Origin of the sequence: Virgisporangium ochraceum, assembly GCF_016863655.1 — a bacterium.
Lineage (GTDB): Bacteria > Actinomycetota > Actinomycetes > Mycobacteriales > Micromonosporaceae > Virgisporangium > Virgisporangium ochraceum.
Genome location: NZ_BOPH01000017.1, coordinates 113,999 through 131,934, shown reverse-complemented (window position 1 = coordinate 131,934; position 17,936 = coordinate 113,999). Strand labels below are relative to the sequence as shown.

Annotated in this window: 17 protein-coding genes; 5 read left to right on the top strand and 12 right to left on the bottom strand. The window is 69.5% G+C overall.

Going from position 1 to position 17,936, the window contains the following annotated elements; genetic code table 11:
- Nucleotides 1-57: 57 nt before the first annotated feature.
- The 4 genes from Voc01_RS06330 to Voc01_RS06315 form a co-directional block, all read right to left on the bottom strand.
- A complete protein-coding gene (locus Voc01_RS06330) occupies nt 58-1,632 on the bottom strand; it encodes a S8 family peptidase (RefSeq protein WP_203926309.1) in 1,575 nt (524 codons plus the stop codon).
- Between the two features lie 152 nt (nt 1,633-1,784).
- Nucleotides 1,785-2,381, bottom strand: coding sequence for a hypothetical protein (locus Voc01_RS06325; RefSeq protein ID WP_203926383.1), 597 nt, complete (start codon nt 2,379-2,381; stop codon nt 1,785-1,787).
- 176 nt (nt 2,382-2,557) lie between these two features.
- Nucleotides 2,558-2,782, bottom strand: a complete 225-nt coding sequence (locus tag Voc01_RS06320; protein WP_203926308.1) for a DUF397 domain-containing protein — start codon at nt 2,780-2,782, stop codon at nt 2,558-2,560.
- On the bottom strand, nt 2,782-3,630 hold the full coding sequence (locus tag Voc01_RS06315) for a helix-turn-helix domain-containing protein (protein WP_239159992.1): 849 nt from the start codon (nt 3,628-3,630) through the stop codon (nt 2,782-2,784). Before Voc01_RS06315 ends, Voc01_RS06320 begins: the two co-directional genes overlap by 1 nt.
- Before the next feature lie 402 nt (nt 3,631-4,032).
- Between Voc01_RS06315 and Voc01_RS06310 the strand changes: the two genes are divergently transcribed.
- Nucleotides 4,033-4,290, top strand: coding sequence for a hypothetical protein (locus Voc01_RS06310; protein ID WP_203926376.1), 258 nt, complete (start codon nt 4,033-4,035; stop codon nt 4,288-4,290).
- A gap of 101 nt (nt 4,291-4,391) precedes the next feature.
- Here Voc01_RS06310 and Voc01_RS06305 read toward each other — a convergent pair whose 3' ends face one another.
- Entirely contained in the window at nt 4,392-5,180 is a 789-nt protein-coding gene (locus Voc01_RS06305; protein ID WP_203926306.1) for a PASTA domain-containing protein, read from the bottom strand.
- A 177-nt stretch (nt 5,181-5,357) separates the two neighbouring features.
- On the opposite strand from Voc01_RS06305, the gene Voc01_RS06300 reads away from it, so the two are divergent.
- Nucleotides 5,358-6,854, top strand: coding sequence for a hypothetical protein (locus Voc01_RS06300; RefSeq protein ID WP_203926305.1), 1,497 nt, complete (start codon nt 5,358-5,360; stop codon nt 6,852-6,854).
- Here the strand turns inward: Voc01_RS06300 and Voc01_RS06295 are convergent.
- Both Voc01_RS06295 and Voc01_RS06290 read right to left on the bottom strand, forming a co-directional pair.
- The gene (locus Voc01_RS06295; protein WP_203926304.1) at nt 6,851-8,329 is read right to left on the bottom strand and encodes a glutamate-cysteine ligase family protein; all 1,479 of its coding nucleotides are present in this window, start codon (nt 8,327-8,329) and stop codon (nt 6,851-6,853) included. The two genes, Voc01_RS06300 and Voc01_RS06295, sit on opposite strands and share 4 nt — an antisense overlap.
- A 240-nt stretch (nt 8,330-8,569) precedes the next feature.
- The gene (locus Voc01_RS06290; RefSeq protein ID WP_203926303.1) at nt 8,570-9,154 is read right to left on the bottom strand and encodes a YceI family protein; all 585 of its coding nucleotides are present in this window, start codon (nt 9,152-9,154) and stop codon (nt 8,570-8,572) included.
- 104 nt (nt 9,155-9,258) lie between these two features.
- Here Voc01_RS06290 and Voc01_RS06285 point away from each other — a divergent pair, with 104 nt between their 5' ends.
- Complete coding sequence (locus Voc01_RS06285; protein ID WP_239159991.1) at nt 9,259-9,768, top strand: MarR family winged helix-turn-helix transcriptional regulator; 510 nt, start codon at nt 9,259-9,261, stop codon at nt 9,766-9,768.
- Here Voc01_RS06285 and Voc01_RS06280 read toward each other — a convergent pair.
- From Voc01_RS06280 to Voc01_RS06265, 4 genes are all read right to left on the bottom strand, one after another.
- Entirely contained in the window at nt 9,765-10,904 is a 1,140-nt protein-coding gene (locus Voc01_RS06280) for an acyl-CoA dehydrogenase family protein (RefSeq protein ID WP_203926302.1), read from the bottom strand. The two genes, Voc01_RS06285 and Voc01_RS06280, sit on opposite strands and share 4 nt — an antisense overlap.
- A 166-nt stretch (nt 10,905-11,070) precedes the next feature.
- On the bottom strand, nt 11,071-12,753 hold the full coding sequence (locus tag Voc01_RS06275; RefSeq protein ID WP_203926301.1) for a chaplin family protein: 1,683 nt from the start codon (nt 12,751-12,753) through the stop codon (nt 11,071-11,073).
- Between the two features lie 816 nt (nt 12,754-13,569).
- Nucleotides 13,570-14,208, bottom strand: a complete 639-nt coding sequence (locus Voc01_RS06270) for a TetR/AcrR family transcriptional regulator (RefSeq protein ID WP_203926300.1) — start codon at nt 14,206-14,208, stop codon at nt 13,570-13,572.
- Nucleotides 14,205-14,624 (bottom strand): VanZ family protein, encoded by a 420-nt coding sequence (locus Voc01_RS06265; RefSeq protein ID WP_203926299.1) that lies wholly within the window; start codon nt 14,622-14,624, stop codon nt 14,205-14,207. Before Voc01_RS06265 ends, Voc01_RS06270 begins: the two co-directional genes overlap by 4 nt.
- A 100-nt stretch (nt 14,625-14,724) precedes the next feature.
- Between Voc01_RS06265 and Voc01_RS06260 the strand changes: the two genes are divergently transcribed.
- Nucleotides 14,725-16,989 carry a hybrid sensor histidine kinase/response regulator gene (locus Voc01_RS06260; RefSeq protein ID WP_239159990.1) on the top strand — a complete coding sequence of 755 codons (2,265 nt, stop codon included), beginning with the start codon at nt 14,725-14,727 and terminating at the stop codon, nt 16,987-16,989.
- Here the strand turns inward: Voc01_RS06260 and Voc01_RS06255 are convergent.
- On the bottom strand, nt 16,975-17,406 hold the full coding sequence (locus Voc01_RS06255) for a response regulator (protein ID WP_203926298.1): 432 nt from the start codon (nt 17,404-17,406) through the stop codon (nt 16,975-16,977). The two genes, Voc01_RS06260 and Voc01_RS06255, sit on opposite strands and share 15 nt — an antisense overlap.
- On the opposite strand from Voc01_RS06255, the gene Voc01_RS06250 reads away from it, so the two are divergent.
- Complete coding sequence (locus Voc01_RS06250) at nt 17,405-17,911, top strand: endonuclease V (RefSeq protein ID WP_203926297.1); 507 nt, start codon at nt 17,405-17,407, stop codon at nt 17,909-17,911. The genes Voc01_RS06255 and Voc01_RS06250 overlap by 2 nt on opposite strands.
- Nucleotides 17,912-17,936: the final 25 nt, after the last annotated feature.

Here is a 17,936-nt window from a genome sequence, read left to right as displayed (position 1 = left end):
ACCTGTCGAGGCGGGCAAAAGGTTGCCCGCCTCGACAGGTTGAGCGGAACCAATTGGCTAGACGGTCAGCGACCACGTGTTGACGTAGCCGGTGTCGAACGTCGCGGTGTCCTGGACCCGCAGGCGCCACGTGCCGCTGGCGGCCTCGGACGACAGGTTCACCGTCGCAGCGATGCTGAGGTTGTCGGCGCTGCCGCCGGCGCCGTTGTGCAGGTTGTAGGTGGAGCCGTCGGGCGCGACCAGGTCGACGACGAGGTCACCGCGGTAGGTGTGCCTGATGTCCGCCGTCACGCTGGCCGTGGCCGAGGCGTTCCGGTTGCAACCGCTGATCGCGATGTCGCTGTACACGGTGGTGTTGTCGGGGATCATCACGTCGGTGCCGTTGGTGCCGGAGCAGCCCGGCGGCGGGGGCGGCGGCGGTTCGACCGTGCCGCCTCCCACATTGAGCAGCAGGTTCGGGGAACCGCTGCCAGGGCTGGTCACCTTGTTCGGCGTCGCGTTGGCGACCATGGCATCGCGGATCTGCTGCGGGGTCCAGGTCGGGTTCTGGGCTTTGAGCAACGCCGCGGCGCCGGCCACGTGCGGCGACGCCATCGAGGTGCCGCTGATCGTGTTTGTCGCCGTGTCGCTGGTGCGCCACGCCGAGGTGATGTTCGAACCCGGCGCGAAGATGTCGACGCAGGTGCCGACGTTCGAGAACGACGACCGCGCGTCGGTGTTCGTCGTCGAGCCGACGGTGATCGCTGTCGCCGTCCGGGCCGGCGAGTAGCTGCAGGCGTTGGCGCCGTTGCTGTTTCCTGCCGCGACCGCGTACGTCACGCCGGACGCGATCGAGTTGGCCACAGCAGTGTCGAGCGGCTGGTTGGCGCCGCCGCCGAGGCTCATGTTCGCCACGGCGAGCTTGCCCCGGGCGTTTGCCGTCACCCAGTCGACACCGGCGATGACACCGGCGTTGGTGCCGTTGCCGGAGCAGTCGAGCACCTTCACCGCCACGATGCTGACGGTCTTCGCGACGCCGAACTGGCTGCCGCCGATCGTTCCGGCGACATGCGTTCCGTGCCCGTTGCAGTCGGAGTTGTTTCCGTCGCCGGAGGTGTTGTTACCCCAGCTGGCCCGGCCACCGAACGTGCCGTGGGAGGTCCGGACCCCGGTGTCGATCACGTACGCCGTCACCGCCTGGGTGACGTCCGGATAGGTGTAGCTGGAGTCCAGTGGCAGGTTGCGTTGGTCGATGCGGTCCAGACCCCACGAGGGCGGGTTCGCCTGGGTACCGCTGATCGTGACGACGCTGTCAGCCTGGACGTACTCGACCGACGGGTCGGCCGCCAACCGCTTGGCCTGTGTCTCCGTCAGGTTCGCCGCGAAGCCGTTCAACGCGTGGCTGTACGTGTGCTTGACCGCGCCGCCGTACCTGCCGGCGAGCGACTGCACCGAGGATCGCGCCGTCGCGTTGGCCTTCAGGGCGACGATGTAGCTGCCGGGCACGACGTCCGCCGCGCCGGCACCGAGGACCTGGCCCTCGGCGGGTGCGGCCGCCGCCGGCGAACCGGCCGTCATGGCACCGGCCGTCACCGCCGCCGCGGCCACCGCGAGCAGTTTCAGCCCGCGGCGCCGGACTTCCGAAGGTTCCATACCTTCTCCTCCCCTGGGGACGACCGTCCGTGCCGGTGCCCACAGGCACCGAAACGCTGGTGCGTCGATTGGAGGAGAGCCTATTCAGCCGCCTTAACGATTGATAGGTATTGAAGTCAGAGATCGGAAGCGGTCTACTTATGGATTGTCACTCAGTCGCGTTTGCCTTCGAAGCGGTACAGAAGTTCGAGGATCGACCGCGCCGCCTCGAACCACCGGTCCAGCCACTGGACCTGCATCGTTGATCCCTTGGGCGGCAACTCGAGAAGCAACCCGCGCAGCAGCGGGTGGTCCACGACGTCCTTCCCGGCCGATTCCAACCACGAATCAGAAGCCATCAGGTTAGATGAATCCCGAAACGAGAGATCCGATTCAACCGGATCTGTATCGGGAAGCTTCGGTTCGGTAAGCGTCGATGCGATGAGGTTTTCGGTATGGATCGGAGCGGCCAGCTCGGGCAGCCCGGTGCCGTCGAGCGGGCTACCCAGCGGGCCCGGGTCGAGCGGGTTGCTCAGCGAACTGCCGTTCAGCGCCGAACCGTTGCGGTTGCCGTTCATGCGGGTGCCGCCGCCGGAGATCGGACCGCCCAACGAGCCGTTGAGCGGTCCATCGTGGGGGCCGTTGGTGGGGCGACCGGCGGGCAGCGACCCACCGTCGCGGGAACCGCGCGGCCGGTAACCGAGCTGGCCGGCAAACCGGTCCTCGGTCTTGGCCGCGCCATTGCCCAGGTTGTCGGGGCCAGTGGTCATATCGGGTGTCGCCTGCCTTCGTCGTGGCCGCGTGTTGGCCCGGCAATTACCGCGCCACCTGGTACAACGACCCGACCCAAGCAGGGCGACGCCCGGCTTCAGAAACTTCTGCCCAGGCAGATCTGGGCCCCCACACGAGGCGTGGGAGCCCAGAAAAGCAAGCGGAACCCGGTCAGTCAGACGTCGAACTCGCCGTCCTTCGCGCCCTCGACGAACGCGTCCCACTCCTCGGCCGTGAAGAGGAGCACCGGACCATCCGGGTGCTTCGAGTCACGCATCGCGATCGCGCCGTCGACGAACGCGATCTCCACGCAGTTGTCTGAAACCGGCCCGCTCCGGCTGCTCTTCTGCCAGACGGCGTTGTCCAGATTCACGCGCAGACCCTTGGTCTCGATCTCCACTACGGCTCCTTTGCCAATGTCGCGATCAACTCGACGGAGCTCCTCGGCGACAGCGCGCCGTTCCGCAACCCCTCGAAGATGCCCGCGTACCGAGCGATCTCTTCATCTTTCTCCAGGAACAGACCGCCAGCGCCGTTGGCCGCGAAGACCAGGTTCTGATTGGCCGGTTCGTCGAACAGGAGGATGGTGAACGCACCGTCCATCCCCCCGTGCGCGCCAGCGAGAAGCGGCAGCACCTGGAGCGTGACGTGCGGCAGCTCGGCGGCCTGTCGGAGCCGGTCAAGCTGTCGGCGCATCACGTCGATCCCCCCGACCGGACGGCGCAGAGCTGCTTCGTCCAGCACGATCGAGAGCCGGAGCGGGTCATCCTGATAGAGCAACGACTGACGCTTCATCCGGACACGGATGCGTTGCTCAACCTCTTCGGTGGAAGCACCTGGCCATCCGGCGTGCACCATTGCCCGGGCGTACTCCTCCGTCTGCAGAAGGCCCGGAACAACGAGCGGTTCGAACGAGCGGAGCTCCGTCGCGGCCGCCTCGAGACCCACGTATGCGCTGGTGAGGACGGTTCCGTACAGCTGCCACCAGCCGCGTTGCTTGGCCTCGCGGGCCATCTCGACGAGCTCTTCACCCTTCGGACCGTCGACCTCGTAGGCGGCCAGGATCTTGCGGATCTCACGGGAACTGACCCCGGACTGGCCGGTCTCGATACGGGAGACCTTCGACGCGGAGCACTCCATACGCTCGGCCACCTGGTCGATGGTCGTACCGGCGGCTTCCCGCAGCCTGCGCAGTTCCTGCCCGAGCTGACGACGCCGTAGCGTCGGGCTGCCCCGTCGGCCCGCCACGGAGCACCTCCGGACTAATCGATCAATACCCGAATCCGGTTCAGTGTGCCTTTCCAGGGGTGTTCCATCAACCCGCATCGGCTGGACCATGGGAAATGAATGAGAAGCTACTCTCGGGTCACGAATTGCAAGTTGCAATGATCATGCGGGGTGGGGCAAGCTATTCGTGTGACTCGGTTCACTGACTGTTCACCAATGGGTGGGGCACCCGATGGTTGGATCGCGTCGATGGGTCGCAAAGCGTCACAATTAACCGTTGCCGAGCGGGGCCGAGCCCGTTCCCTTTAACGATCCGGCTTCTGGGTGGTGTCGCTGCGGCAACCACAGCGAGTGACACCCAAGGTGTTGGATGAGCCGTCGGGCCAGGCAAGGGCCCGCGCCGACTTCGAGGAGATACCCACCGTGTTACCCAAATCCGGTGATGTGCTGCGGGTGACAAAGAAGGCGAGTGTCCAGTTCATCGAGCCGATGCTCTTCCGGGTGATCCGGATGCACGACTGGCCGACCTACGACGGCTGGGCCTGGCTCGACGGCTACCAGCTCAACGCGGCCGGTGATGCGGTCGCCCGGCGGTCGATCTTCGTTCAACTGGCGGGTCTTACGTACGGCAGGGTCGGCGCGGTCCCGGCGCAGACCCGGTTCCGCACCACCGTCGGCTGAACCCGGGCTGACGCCCGGCGGGGGCGTCAGCCCGGTTCGGACCTTCCTTCCCGGCCAGGCTCACACCTGGCCGGGTCCGCACGTGTCCAGCCACCTGTGACTCAGCCGTTGCCGTCGTCCTGGGACGACCGGGGCGGTGACGGTCGAGGAGCGGTCGCCACGACGATCCGCACCACCGTGTTCGGCTCGACGTCGCTGCCCGGCTCCGGGTCGGCTTCGATCACCGTTCCGGGCGCCATCGTGGCGTCTGCCCGACGGGTCACCTGCACCCGCAGTCCCGCGTCTTCGAGCTTCTGCCGCGCCTCGTCCTCGGTGAGCCCGATCAGGTCGCCCGGCACCACCACCGTCTCCGGCGCCGCCGACGTCGGCGGAGCGCTGGTCGCCGGCGGTGTAGTGCGGGTGGTCGCCGGTGCGCTCGGCGCGGCCGACGCGCTGACCTGCGGCGCGGGCGGCTCGTCGTCGGCCGTGAAGATCAGCCAGATGCCGGTGAGCAGCGCGCCCAGCAGCACGAGGCCGAGCAGCCCGAACAGGAGCGGACGCAGCCAGTTCCGGTCGTCCGGCGGTGCGACGGGATCCTCGTAGTACTCGTACGGCGCGGGTGGCACGGCACCGGCCGGTGGCACCGTCGCGCGGGCCTCCCAGCGCGGAGGCTCGTCCGGCGTGGGCGGCAGCATGCGCGTGCCGTCGGGTGCCCCGCCGGGGATGCCGCCGGGGATGCCGTCCGGGCCTCCGCCGGCGCCGGCCGGCCGCACGCGGGTCTCGTCGAGACCGCCACCCGGCCGCACGCGGGTCTCGTCGAATGCGCCACCTGGGCGGATGCGAGTCTCGTCGTCGTCGAACCGGCCCATCGGCGCGGTGCGGTCCGGTGGCTGTCTGCGGTCGTCACCCATTGTCGTCGCCCATTGATTGCGGTCCCATCACCAATGTCGTTCCAGCCCTAAGTACCTCAGCCAACGCCGAAGGAAACTCCGACGGAGGCGTGGAAGTTGCGGCAGTTCCTACCGGTATGTTCCCGCCCCCCGCCTCAGGGATCGCCCACTTTGATAGTTACGCGTACGCTGCGCGGCATGGCGGCACGAAGTTGGGCCGGATCGTCCATCACCGCGGTCGCGATTGCGGCCGGGGCCGGCGCCGCGCAGCTGGGTATCGGCTACGGCCTGGGCATCGTCGCCTGGCTGCCCGCCGTCGAGCCCGACAACGGCCGGGTGCCGTGGCTGGCCAGCCTCGCGTGGGTCGTCTGGATCGCCGCGACGTCGACGGTGCTCGGCGCGGTGACCGCACACATGCTCGCCGGCCGGGGTGACTCCCATCCCGACTCGCTCGACGGCTTCGTGCTCGGCGCCTGGCGGGCCGCGCTCGTGTTCGCCGCCGCGATCGGTGCGCTCGTGGTCGTTCCGCTGGTCGCCGTGCCGGCACGCGCCGCCGAGACGCCCGACAACTTCGCCCCCGAGTGGACCGCCGCCGGCTACGTCGTGCTCGGCGTCATCATCGGCCTGCTGACCGCGGTGGGCGCGCTGACCGCACGGGCGGTCGCCGCGAACGTGGTGGCCACGGCGGCCTACATCTGGTTGCTCGCAGTGATCTCGGTGACCGACAACCTGCGCCAGGGCGACGAGCCCGTGCTCGCCCAGCTCGCGTTCTGGGAGTTCAACGGCGGGCCGCAGGTGCGCGGGTTCTACATGCCCGGTGTCGTCGTGATGCTCGTGGCCGCCGCGGCCATCGGCTTCCTCGCCGCGTGGCGGGCCGGCCGGCGGGGCGACAGCCGGGTGGGCGTCGCGATCTCCGGTGCCGTCGGTCCGCTGCTCGTCGCCGCCGCCTATCTCCTCGCGGCGCCGCAGTTCGCGGGCGAGGACAACGTCGACATCTCGCAGTGGTCGGCCGCGATGTTCGCGCCGTACGCGGTGATCGCGGGCCTGGCCGGATCGGTCCTGGTCGCCGCGATCGGGCCGCCGCTCACCGCACAGGAGAAGGCCGAGCGCCGCGCCCTCGCGGCCGAGCGTCAGGCCACCCGCGAGGCCGAACGGCAGGCCGCGGCGCAGGCGCGCGCCGCCGAGAAGCAGGCCGCCGCCGAGCGCAGGGCCGCGGACAAGCAGGCCGCCGCCGAGGCGAAGGCGCAGGAGAAGGCGCAGGGCAAGACCGCGCAAGAGGACCGGGAGACGCCCGTCCCGGTGCTCAGCAAGGCATCCGACCAGCGTTCCGACGACGACCTCGTGGGCTGGCCGGCCGCGCTGGAGGACAAGCCGACCGCCAGGGTCGCCACGTCGAGCGGCACCCAGCCGGTCCGCGACCCCGACGACGACCTGGCCGACGACGACTACGCGCCCTCCCGTGCGTACCGGAGCCTGGGCCGCTCCTCCGACACCGATGCCAAGGCCTACGCGACCGACACCGTCGAGCCCGAGCCGACCGCGAACGACAAGCCGGCGGAGGACAAGCCGCGTCCCGGTCCCAAGCCTCCGCTGTGGCCCGGCCGCACGGCGCAGCAGCCGACCGCGGACGACTCCGACGGCGGCGGCACCGACCCCGACGGACCCCGCCCGCGCACCCGTCGGCCGAAGCGCTAGCCGATCGGCCACGTGTGCACGGGATCGTTGCCGTGCAGGTGGCCGCTGTACAGGCGGAGCATCTCGCGTAACGCCGACGGGCGGTCGAGGCCGACGGTCTCTTCGAGGTGGCGTACCTGTTCGGCCTGCCACACGGCACCGTTTCGGCGCAGCCGGCAGCGTGCCTCGATGATGCCGAGCAGGTGGTCGCGGAGCGCGGGGGCGACCCCGAAGCGGTCGAGCCCCTCGTACGCCATGGGTAGAAGGACGTCGCAGACGAGGGTGGTCACGGACACCTCGCCGAGACGGGGCCACCAGATGCGGGCGCCGATTCCGTCGCGGGCGGCGGTGTGGAAGTTCTCCTCGGCGACGGAGAACGTCATCTGGGTCCACAGTGGACGGTCGGCCTCGGCCATCGCCCGCACCAGGCCGAAGTAGAACGCCGCGTTGGCCAGGATGTCGATCACGGTCGGTCCGGCCGGCAGCACGCGGTTCTCGACCCGCAGGTGCGGACGGCCGTTCATCACGTCGTACACGGGCCGGTTCCAGCGGTAGATCGTGCCGTTGTGCAGCCGTAACTCGGGGAGCCGCGGAGTGCCGCCGGCCTGCAGCACGTCCATGGGCTCCTCGTCCTCCACGATCGGCAGCAGCGGCGGGAAGTATCTGACGTTCTCCTCGAACAGGTCGAAGATCGAGGTGATCCAGCGCTCACCGAACCAGACGCGCGGCCGCACGCCCTGCGCCTTCAGCTCGTCGGGCCGGGTGTCGGTGGCCTGCTCGAAGAGCGCGATGCGGGTCTCGTCCCACAACCGGCGGCCGAACAGGAACGGCGAGTTGGCGCCGAGCGCCACCTGCGGCGCGGCGATCACCTGCGCGGCGTTCCAGTACGCGGCGAACGCCTCGGGCGCCACCTGCAGGTGGAACTGGACGCTGGTGCAGGCCGCCTCGGGCGCGATCGAGTCGTTCCACGCCCGCAGCCGCTCCACGCCCCGGATGTCGAGGTCGATGGCCTCGCCGCGGGCACCGAGGATCTGCTCGTTGAGCAGCCGGTACCGCGAGTTGGTGGAGATGTTGTCGAGCACCGTGTGCGACTGGGTCAGCGTCGGGAGGATGCCGATGAGCACGACGCGGGCGTCGGACTTCTGCGCCCGCTCGTCGGCGTGCTGCAGCGCACCGCGCACCTGCTGCTGGTAGGCGCTGAACCCGTCGTCGGCGATCAGCCGCGGCGGCACGTTCAGCTCGAGGTTGAACTGGCCGAGCTCGGTCTGGAACGTAGGGTCGGCGATGTCGGCGAGCACCTCGGCGTTGCGCATCGCCGGGTCGCACTCCGGGTCGATGAGGTTGAGCTCGATCTCCAGGCCGGTGGTCGGACGGTCGGCGTCGAACGTGAAGTCGTTCAGCATCAGTGCGAAGACATCGAGGCAACGCCGGACCTTCCGCCGGTACCGCGCCCGGTCTTCCCTGCTGAACGCGGACGGCGAGACGTCCATCCCCATCGGCCTCAACCACCTCTCGGGGTCCATAGGTTACGAGCGGGTCACCCATCGGGCCAGGGACAAAATGGACGCACTTCTAGCGGAGAGTAGGTATTGGGGTGCGTTCAGCAATCATGCCTGTCCGAAGGGTGCTCATGTCATGACAAAACGCGACCCCGGGCAAGTAAGCCCGGGGTCGCGCGCAGTGCCATATTTCCCACAGCCAGTTGTCTTGCGATCTCGCCCCAACTGGTGAGCCGGTTACTCGGCGGCCTGGCGGATCGCCTCCGCGCTGATGTGCACCGCGATCTTCTTGCCGACCAGCACACCACCGGTCTCGAGGGCCTGGTTCCACGTCATGCCGAAGTCCTCGCGGTCGAACTCGGTGGTGGCCGAGAACGCGATGACCTCCTGGCCCCAGGGGCTCTTCGCCACACCGTCGTACTCGACCTTCAGGTCGACCTCGCGGGTGACGCCGCGGATCGTCAGGTCGCCGCGGAGGACGAACTCGGTGCCCTTGTGACTCACCACACCGGTGCTGCGGAAGTCGAGCGTCGGGTACTTCTCGACGTCGAGGAAGTCGGCGCTACGCAGGTGGTTGTCGCGGTCGGGGGAGTTCGTGTTGATCGTCTCCGCGGGGATGGACGCGGTGACGCTGGACTGCAGCGGGTCCTCGGCGATCACGATCGTGCCGGTGACGTTGGCGAACGTGCCACGGACCTTGCTGACCACGAGGTGGCGGGCCACGGCCGCGACCTCGGAGTGGGAGGCGTCGAGCGCGAAGGTGCCCGGCGTCGGGATGGTGACCCCGTCGAAGGTGCGGGTGTCGAGGGCGGGTGCGGTCATCGCGGGTCTCCCTGAATCATTCGTGCTACCAACTTCTGCTCGCACAACTATGCATCAAGATAGTTGCGGCGTCAAGTAGTTGACGAAGCAAGTATTCTTGAGGGGTGACTCAGCAGGAAGTGGCACCCGGGGTCGGCACGCACGACGACATCTTCAGCGACCCGCGCATCACCGCGGTCGGGTTGTTCACCGAGGCCTTCACCGGGCTCACGGCCAAGTTCTCGGCCCAGCTCGCCGAGCACAACCTGGCGATGGCCGAGTTCGAGGTGCTCCTGCGGCTCAGCCGCTCACCGGGCGGCGAGCTCCGCATGAGCGACCTGGCCGCGCAGACCTCGCTCACCACCAGCGGCATCACCCGGCTCGTCGACCGGCTCGAACGCTCGGGCCTCCTGTGCCGGCGGGCCTGTCCGTCGGACCGGCGCGGGCTGCTGGCCACCCTCACCGACGCCGGCCGCGAGCGCATCGGAGACGTGCTTCCCGGTCACATCGCACTGATCGACGAATGGTTCAGCGGCCTCCTGGAGCCGGCCGAGCTCGAAGCGATGCTCTCCGCGCTGCGCAAGGTGCGAGACGCGGTGCGCCCCGGCGCCACGGCCGGCACCAACCGGAGCTAGAGACCCAGGTCGCGGGCGATCAGGATGCGCTGCACCTCGCTCGTGCCCTCGCCGATCTCCAGCACCTTCGCGTCGCGGTAGAAGCGGGCCACCGGGAACTCGTTCATGAACCCGTAGCCGCCGTGGATCTGGGTGGCCTCGCGCGCGTTCGTCATCGCGGTCTCGCTCGCGGTGAGCTTGGCGATGGCCGCCTGCCGCTTGAAGGGCTCGCCACGCAGCATGCGGTCCGCGGCGTCGTGGTAGGCCAGCCGGGCGACGTGGGTACGCGCCTCCATGTCGGCGATCTTGAACTGGATGGCCTGGTAGCGGCCGATCGGGCCGCCGAACGCGTGGCGCTCCTTCGCGTACTTCAGCGACTCGTCGATGCAGCCCTGTGCCAGGCCCACCGACAGCGCCGCGATCGCGATGCGGCCCTCGTCGAGGATGCGCAGGAACTGCGCGATCCCCCGGCCGCGCTCGCCGACCAGGTTCGCGGCTGGCACCCGCACATCGTCGAAGGCCAGCTCGTGAGTGTCGGACGCGCACCAGCCGACCTTGGAGTAGCCGGGCAGCACGGTGAACCCCGGCGTGCCGGACGGCACGATGATCGTCGACAGCTCGTTCGTGCCGTCGGGGTTGGTTCCGGTGATCGCGGCGACCGTGACCAGGCAGGTGATGTCGGTACCCGAGTTGGTGATGAACGCCTTCGAGCCGTTGATGACCCACTCGTCGCCGTCGAGGACCGCGCGGGTGGCCGCACCCGCCGCGTCGGTGCCGAAACCGGGCTCGGTGAGGCCGAACGCGGCCAGCGCCTCGCCCCGGCACAGGGCCGGCAGCCAGCGCTGCTTCTGCTCCTCGGTGCCGAACCGGTAGATCGGCATCGCACCCAGCGACACCGCGGCCTCCAGGGTGATCGCGACGCTGGAGTCGACCCGGGCCAGTTCCTCCAGCGCGAGGCACAGGGCGAAATAGTCGCCACCCTCGCCGCCGAACTCCGTCGGGAACGGCAGGCCGAACAGGCCCATCTTGCCCATCTGCCGAACGAGGTCGTACGGGAACGCGTGCCGCTCGTAGTAGTCGCCGATCACCGGCGCGACCGCTTCGACAGCGAACTCCCGCACGGTCTCACGGAGCGCTTCGTACTCGTCGTTGAGCATGGGGCACCTTTCGGACCGGCTACACAGTGAAACCACATGGGGAGCTGAACGATCGTTCAGCTCATACAGTAGCCGGGGCACACGAAAGGGGCCAGCGCCGGATGCGCTGGCCCCTGTCGTTTTTCGTCGCCTCTCTCGGCGACAGATCAGATAATGCGAGCGTTGGTCAGCAGTTGACCGCGGACGCCCCACCGACGCTGCGCGAGCTGGCGAAGCCCAGCAGCGCGATCGAGTTGCCGGAGATGTCGACCGGCAGCTGCACGACGCTGGAGAGCTGGTTGCCGTTCAGGAGCCCGGCGTTGTATCCGGTCACCATGTCGCCGCCGCAGCTGCCGCCGTCACGACCCCAGTTGCGGTCGCGGTCGCGGCCACGGCCCCAGTCGCGGTCGTCGTCGTTGCCCGAGCCCATGCCGGCCCCGTAGCCGCCGGCACCCTGGCCGCCGTAGCCGTTCGAGGACGCGCCCGCGCCGCTGCCGTGGTGGTTGCCACGACCGGCCCAGCTGCGCTCGTTGGTGTTCTTCTTGACCTTCTTGACCTTGTTGGCCTTCTTGCTCGCGGCCATGTTCGACTTGGCCGGGTCGTAGTTCGACGGGCTGGCGCCGTAGTTCGAACCCGACGGGCCGCCGTAGTTGCCCGACGCGCCACCGTTGTCGTCGTCGTCCCAGTCGCGGTCACGGTCCCAGTCACGGTCCCGGTCACGGCCGCGGTCGAAGCCGCCGCCACCGTTCACCGCGCCGGCGCCACCGACGCACGAGGCGTCAGCGAAGCCCAGCACCGCGATCGAGTTGCCGCAGACGCTGATCGGAACCTGGATCACGCTGGAGACCTGGTTGCCGTTCAGGAGTCCGGCGTTGAAGCCCGACACCATGTCCTGCGACTCGGTGGTCGCCGAGGCGCTCTCGGTGTTGACCGCGCCGGCCCCACCGATGCTGCGGGCGCTCGCGAACCCGAGGACCCCGATCGCGTTGCCGCTGATGTCGATCGGCGCCTGGATGACGCTCTTCAGCTGGTTGCCGTTGGCCAGGCCGGCGTTGTAGCCGGTGACCATGCCGCCGCCACCGTTGCTCAGCGCGCCGCCGCCGTTGCCGCCGTGCTCACGCCCGTGGTGGCCGTGGCCGCGGTCGTGGCCTCGGTCGTTGCCCCGGCCCCAGCCCCGGTCGTCCCAGTCACGGTCGTGCCCGTGCCCGTGACCCCGGCCGTGACCACGCCCGTGGCCCCAGTCGCGGTCGTCGTCGTCGTCCCAGCTGGCGCCGCGGCCACCGCCGCCGCCGTAGCCGTCGCCGGCCGCGTCGGCGTCACCGTAGCCCGCGCTGGCGCCACGGCCGTAGCCGCCGCTGCCCGAGCCCTGGCCGTCGTTGTCGTCCCAGTCCCGGTCACGGTCCCAGCCGCCCCGGTTCCGGTCGTTGTCCCAGCCGGACCCGCCGCCGTTCACCGCGGCCGCGCCACCGACGCACTGCGCGTTGGCGAAGCCCAGCACCGCGATCGAGTTGCCGCAGACGCTGACCGGCACCTGGACGACGCTCGACACCTGGTTGCCGTTGAGCAGGCCACCGTTGAACCCGGTGACCATGTTCCCGGCCTCGGTGGTGGCGGAGCTCTCGGTGGTCGCGCTTTCGGTGTTGACCGCGCCGGCGCCGCCGATGCTCTGGGCGTTGGCGAAGCCGAGCACCGACACCGCGTTGCCGCTGACGTCGACCGGCATCTGCAGAACGCTGCTGAGCTGGTTGCCGGACGCAACGCCGGCGTTGGGGCCGCTCACCATGTCGGCCTGAGCTGCGGTCCCGCCAACAAGCAGGAACCCGGCGCCCAGCACACCGACGTTGAGGGACCTACGAACCCACGTCTTCATTGTGTTGGTGTTGCCTTTCGGATCTTGGATTGAGATGAAGCGAGTCAGGTCGCTGATGGCGGGCGCAGCCACACCGCGTCCGTCGTGGCACGACGGCTCGGCGAGCTCACGGCTAGCCAGGAGGCAAGACAGGGGACCGGACACGGCCGGATCGCCGCATCGGTGGATGTGGACCCGGGCGTCCCCGTGGCCGCCCCGATCGGACCTGCAACGTCTGGCCGACCGCCGCAGTCCTTAGTCGTCGCGCGTAGCTGAACCGCGGGGTCAGGCAGTGCGCGGAGCCTGCGGGGCGCATCACGCGCCGACAGCATTCCCCCGTCATGCCACCCCTTCGGTTACCGGTTACGCCGGTTCGGTCACTGACCGTACCGATATGGGGAACGAACCATCTGGCTTGGGGACACGCGACTCATGTAACTCAAAAGGGACATTTAGTGCACAGCGCGTTCAACAGCCATCTGGATCAACGCCGGGCGGGCGGATCAGGAGACGGCGTGACCCGGCCTGCCGGAGACCCCGTAACCCGCTCCGGCGGAGGGGCGTTCTCAGAGAGGACGCGGAACAACCCGAACGAAGACTTGCGCTTTTGAGGTTTTTGCGACGCAAGGCGCTTTATGTCCGTTACGGTAGCTCCGCATCGGCGCCGGAGTGCCTCGCTACGGTACGTACCCCGAGCCGCCATGCCATACGAAGGACCAGACGGGCGGACACGCCCCGATCGGCCACGAGGAGCGACCCGATCAGTCGGACTCCCATCCCTGGGAGCCTGTGGACAACGCTGTGGACCTGAGTGCTAACCGGGTGTGGATAACCCGGTTACGCGGGCTCCGCCGTTGTCTCCGCACCACCCGACCGCTGGGGCTCGACCGTCTGGTTGAGCGCCGCGAGCGTCGAGGTGCGCAGTAACGCAGCGCGACGCGTCCGCTCCACCCCGGTGCCGATGAACGGGGTCGAGTTCATCAGCCCGAACGCCGCGTGAGCCAGCACCCGGGCCTCCTCGGCCGTCAGGTGCGGGTGGAGCCCGTTGATCACCTCGACCCACACCTCGACGTAGAGCCGCTGCAACCGGCGGATCTTCCGCTTCGGTTCGTCTGGCAGCCGGTCGAGCTCGTGCAGGTGCAGCGCGATCACGGCGGGCTCGTCGAGCGCGAACTCGACGTGGAACTCCACCAGCTCCCGGAGCGCGCCGGCCGGGTCGCCGGGATGCTTGTCGAGGCACTCGCGGCCCTTGGCGAGCAGCCGGTCGCTCACCGGCATCAGGGCGGCGACCAGCATCGCGTCCTTGCCGGCGAAGTGGTGGTAGAGAGCGGGGCCGGTGACACCGGCGGCGGCGCCAATGTTGTCCATGGACACCCCGTGGTAACCCCGCGAGGCGAACAGCTGCACGGCGATCTGCAGAATCTCGTCTCGACGGGATCTGGAGCGGCGCGCAGGAGTACCGGCGTCCACAGTCATCGGCACAGCGTAGCGCCGCTTTCGAGGGCTCGAATTCGCCACCATCGGTGGCTCGCCAACGCCGCCAGCACCGCGCCACCGGTGTTGAGCAGCACGTCGTCGACCGAGGCCACGCGTCCGAGGTCGAGCAGGTACTGCAGGCCCTCCACGGTGACCGAGCACACAGCGGCCAGCGCGGCGACCTGCCACCACCGCAACGGCCACCGCACCGGCGCGAGCGCACCGAGCCCGGCGAACGCGGCGAGGTTCCCGCCGACCTGCACGACGAACTCCGTGGGCGACGCGGCGAGGTAGCCGGGCAGCTCCTGGAACGGCCACGGGTGCAGGACGCTCGCACCCGGCATCGGCGCCAGGATCATGCACACCCACGGGACGGTCAGCACGACCGCACCGATCCCGCTCCACCGCCGCCGCATGGCTCCGACGCTAGGCACCGGATGTGGGCTTCACGTGCGGGTCCGGCGCGGATTCCGGGAGATCGGATAAACCGGAACAAACGGCCGCTAACGTGAAGGAGTGGACGGAAAGGAGACCTCGCAGCTCGGATACATCTGGGCAGCGCCGGACCCCATCCTGATCGCCGACGCCGACAGCCACATCGAGTTCGTCAACATGAGCGCCCTGCGGCTGCTGGCCTACTCCGCCCCGGAGCTGATCGGGCAGCCGGTCAAGCTCGTGCTGCCCGAACTGCGGATGCCCCCGTTCGGCCCGCCGGTCTGCGAACAGCACGCGGTGCGCAGCGACGGGTCGATGGTGCCTGCGGAGGTGACGGTCAACCAGGGCGCCGACGCCGGTCCGTCCATCCTGATCATCCGCGACCTCACCGACCGCAAGCGGGCCGCGGCCGCCGAGGCCCGCCTGGCCCTGATCGTGCGGTCGACGCACGAGGCGATCATCGCCCGCAACCTCGACGGCGTCATCACCGACTGGAACCCCGGCGCCACCCGCCTCTACGGCTACCGGGCCGAGGAGGTGATCGGCCGGCACGGCGCCGACCTCGTACCCGAGCACCGCCGCGTCGAGGAAGAGACGATCATGGCCGCGGTCGGCCGGGGCCAGGTGATCGACCGGCACCGGGCCGTGCGTCACCGCAAGGACGGCATCCCGATCCAGGTGTCGATCACGCTGTCGCCGATCACCGACGACAGCGGCGAGATCATCGGCGTGGCGTCGATCTCGCAGGCGGTCAGCACCGAGGAACTCGCCGACGCGAAGATCGTCGGGGTGCTGGAGGCAGCGCCGGACGCGATCGTGGTCACCGACGCCAAGGGCTACATCGTGCTGGCCAACGCGCAGACCTCCCGGCTGCTCGGCTACACGCGCGCGGAGCTCGTGGGCCAGCCGGTCGAGATGCTGGTGCCCACCGAGCTGCGCCGCGCCCACATCGCCTACCGCACGAAGTACGCCTCCCGCCCGCAGGCCCGTCCGATGGGGCTGCACGGCGAGCAGCTGATGGCCCAGCGGAAGGACGGCACCCGGTTCGCCGCCGACATCAGCCTGTCGTCGCTGCAGACCGACGACGGCCTCCTCGTCGCCGCCGCCATCCGTGACGCCACCGACCGGCTGGCCCAGCAGGCCGAGCACGATCGGCTGAAGGCGCTCGCCGAGCAGGAGCGGCTGGCCCGGCAGCTGCAGCAGAACCAGCGGCTGGAGAGCCTCGGGCAGCTGGCCGGCGGCGTCGCGCACGACTTCAACAACCTGCTGGCGGTGATCGTCAACTACGCGGCGTTCGTGGCCGAGGCGATCGGTGACGCCTCCGGCGACGACCCGGGGCGGTGGGGACCGGTCACCCGCGACATCGAGCAGATCCAGCGCGCCGCCGACCGCGGAATCGCGCTGACCCACCAGCTGCTGGCGTTCGGCCGCCGCGAGGTGTCCCGACCGCGGGTGATCTCCCCGAACTCGGTGATCAACGACGTATACCGGATGCTCGGCCGCTCCCTCGGCGAGCACATCGAGCTGCGCTGCCGCCTCGCCGACGACCTGTGGTCGGTTCGGGCCGACCCGGCCCAAATCGAGCAGGTGCTGGTGAACCTGGCACTGAACGCCCGCGACGCGATGCCGGGCGGCGGCACGGTCACGTTCACCACCGAGAACGCCGAGATCACCGAGCACACCGACATGCTCTGGCCCGGCCGGTACGTGCAGATGCGCGTCGCCGACACCGGAGCCGGCATGGCGCCCGAGGTGATGGCGCGGGCGTTCGAGCCGTTCTTCACGACGAAGCCGAAGGGCGAAGGCACCGGGCTCGGCCTCGCCACGGTGCACGGGATCGTCACCGAAGCGGCCGGGCTCATCCGGATCAGCTCCTGGCCGCAGCGCGGCACCACGTTCACGATCCTGCTGCCGGCCACCGACGAGCCGCTGTACAAGGAGAAGGAACGCACACCCGTCCTGCGGAGCAAGGGTGCCGGCGAGACGGTGCTGATCTGCGAGGACGAGCCGGCCATCCGCGAGGTGGCCCGGCGGATCCTGGCCCGCAACGGCTACGACGTGATCCTCGCCGACGACGGCCTGCACGCGATCCGGCTGGCCCGCACCCATGCGGGTCCGCTGCACCTGCTGCTCACCGACGTCGTGATGCCGCAGGTGCTCGGCAAGGACGTGGCCGAGGCGGTCCGGGCCCAGCGGGGCGACGTCAAGGTGCTGTTCATGTCGGGGTACGCGCGCCCGGTGCTGGCCGGAAGCGGCACCCTGGAGGCCGGCGTGAACCTGCTGGAGAAGCCGTTCTCCGAAGACGGCCTGCTGGCCGCCGTGCGCGAGGTGCTAGATGCCGGATAGCGCCTTGGCCACGGCCTCGACCAGCTGGTTGGGCAGGAACGGTTTCTCGAGCATCGCGGAGCCGACCGGAATGGTGCCGGCGCTCTCGGCATGCGCGCGGCTGTGGCCCGACACGTACAGCACCGGCAGGTCACCGACCTTCTCGCGCACCCGTTCGGCCAGCTCGACGCCGCGCCCGTCGGGCATGTTGATGTCGGTGATGAGCAGGTCGGGCGCGGCGGGCATGGCGGCCAGCGCGTCGAGCGCCTCGGTGACCCCACCGGCCGTCGTCACGGCGTAACCGCGACGGCTGAGGATGCGGTCCATGAGGACGCACAGGTCAGCCTCGTCGTCGACTGCCAGGATCACCGGATCGCCCATAAACGAAAATGTTACGCAATTCAGGTGCGCTGAACGGCCGGAATAGAGTTCGCGCATGCCTCGCTACGGCGCCGTGGACGTCTACTACCCGCAGGCCGGGGGCGCCACCGCCGCGCTGGTGGTCGCCGGCACCCCGACCTTCGCCCAGCTCGACGAGGAGCACGTGCTCGGCCAGGCCACCGCGCTGCCGTACCGGCCGGGCGCGTTCTTCGAGCGCGAACTGCCGCCGCTGCGGGCCGTCCTGGGCCTGGCGCGGGACCTCGACCTGCTCGTCGTCGACGGCTACGTCACGCTCGACCCGCACGGCCGGCCCGGACTCGGCCACCACGTCCGGCAGGAGCTGGGCATCCCGGTGATCGGCGTGGCGAAGACCGCGTTCCAGCCGGCCACCCACGCGGTCGAGGTGTATCGCGGCAGCTCACGGCGTCCCCTGTACGTGACAGCGGGCGGCCTGGACGCCGCCGACGCGGCCGACCTGGTACGGACCATGGCGGGACCGCACCGGTTACCGGACGCCCTCAAGCGGGTCGACACCCTCAGTCGATCGGGTTCATCCGTTTAGACATATTTTGGGAAATTTTCCAGTA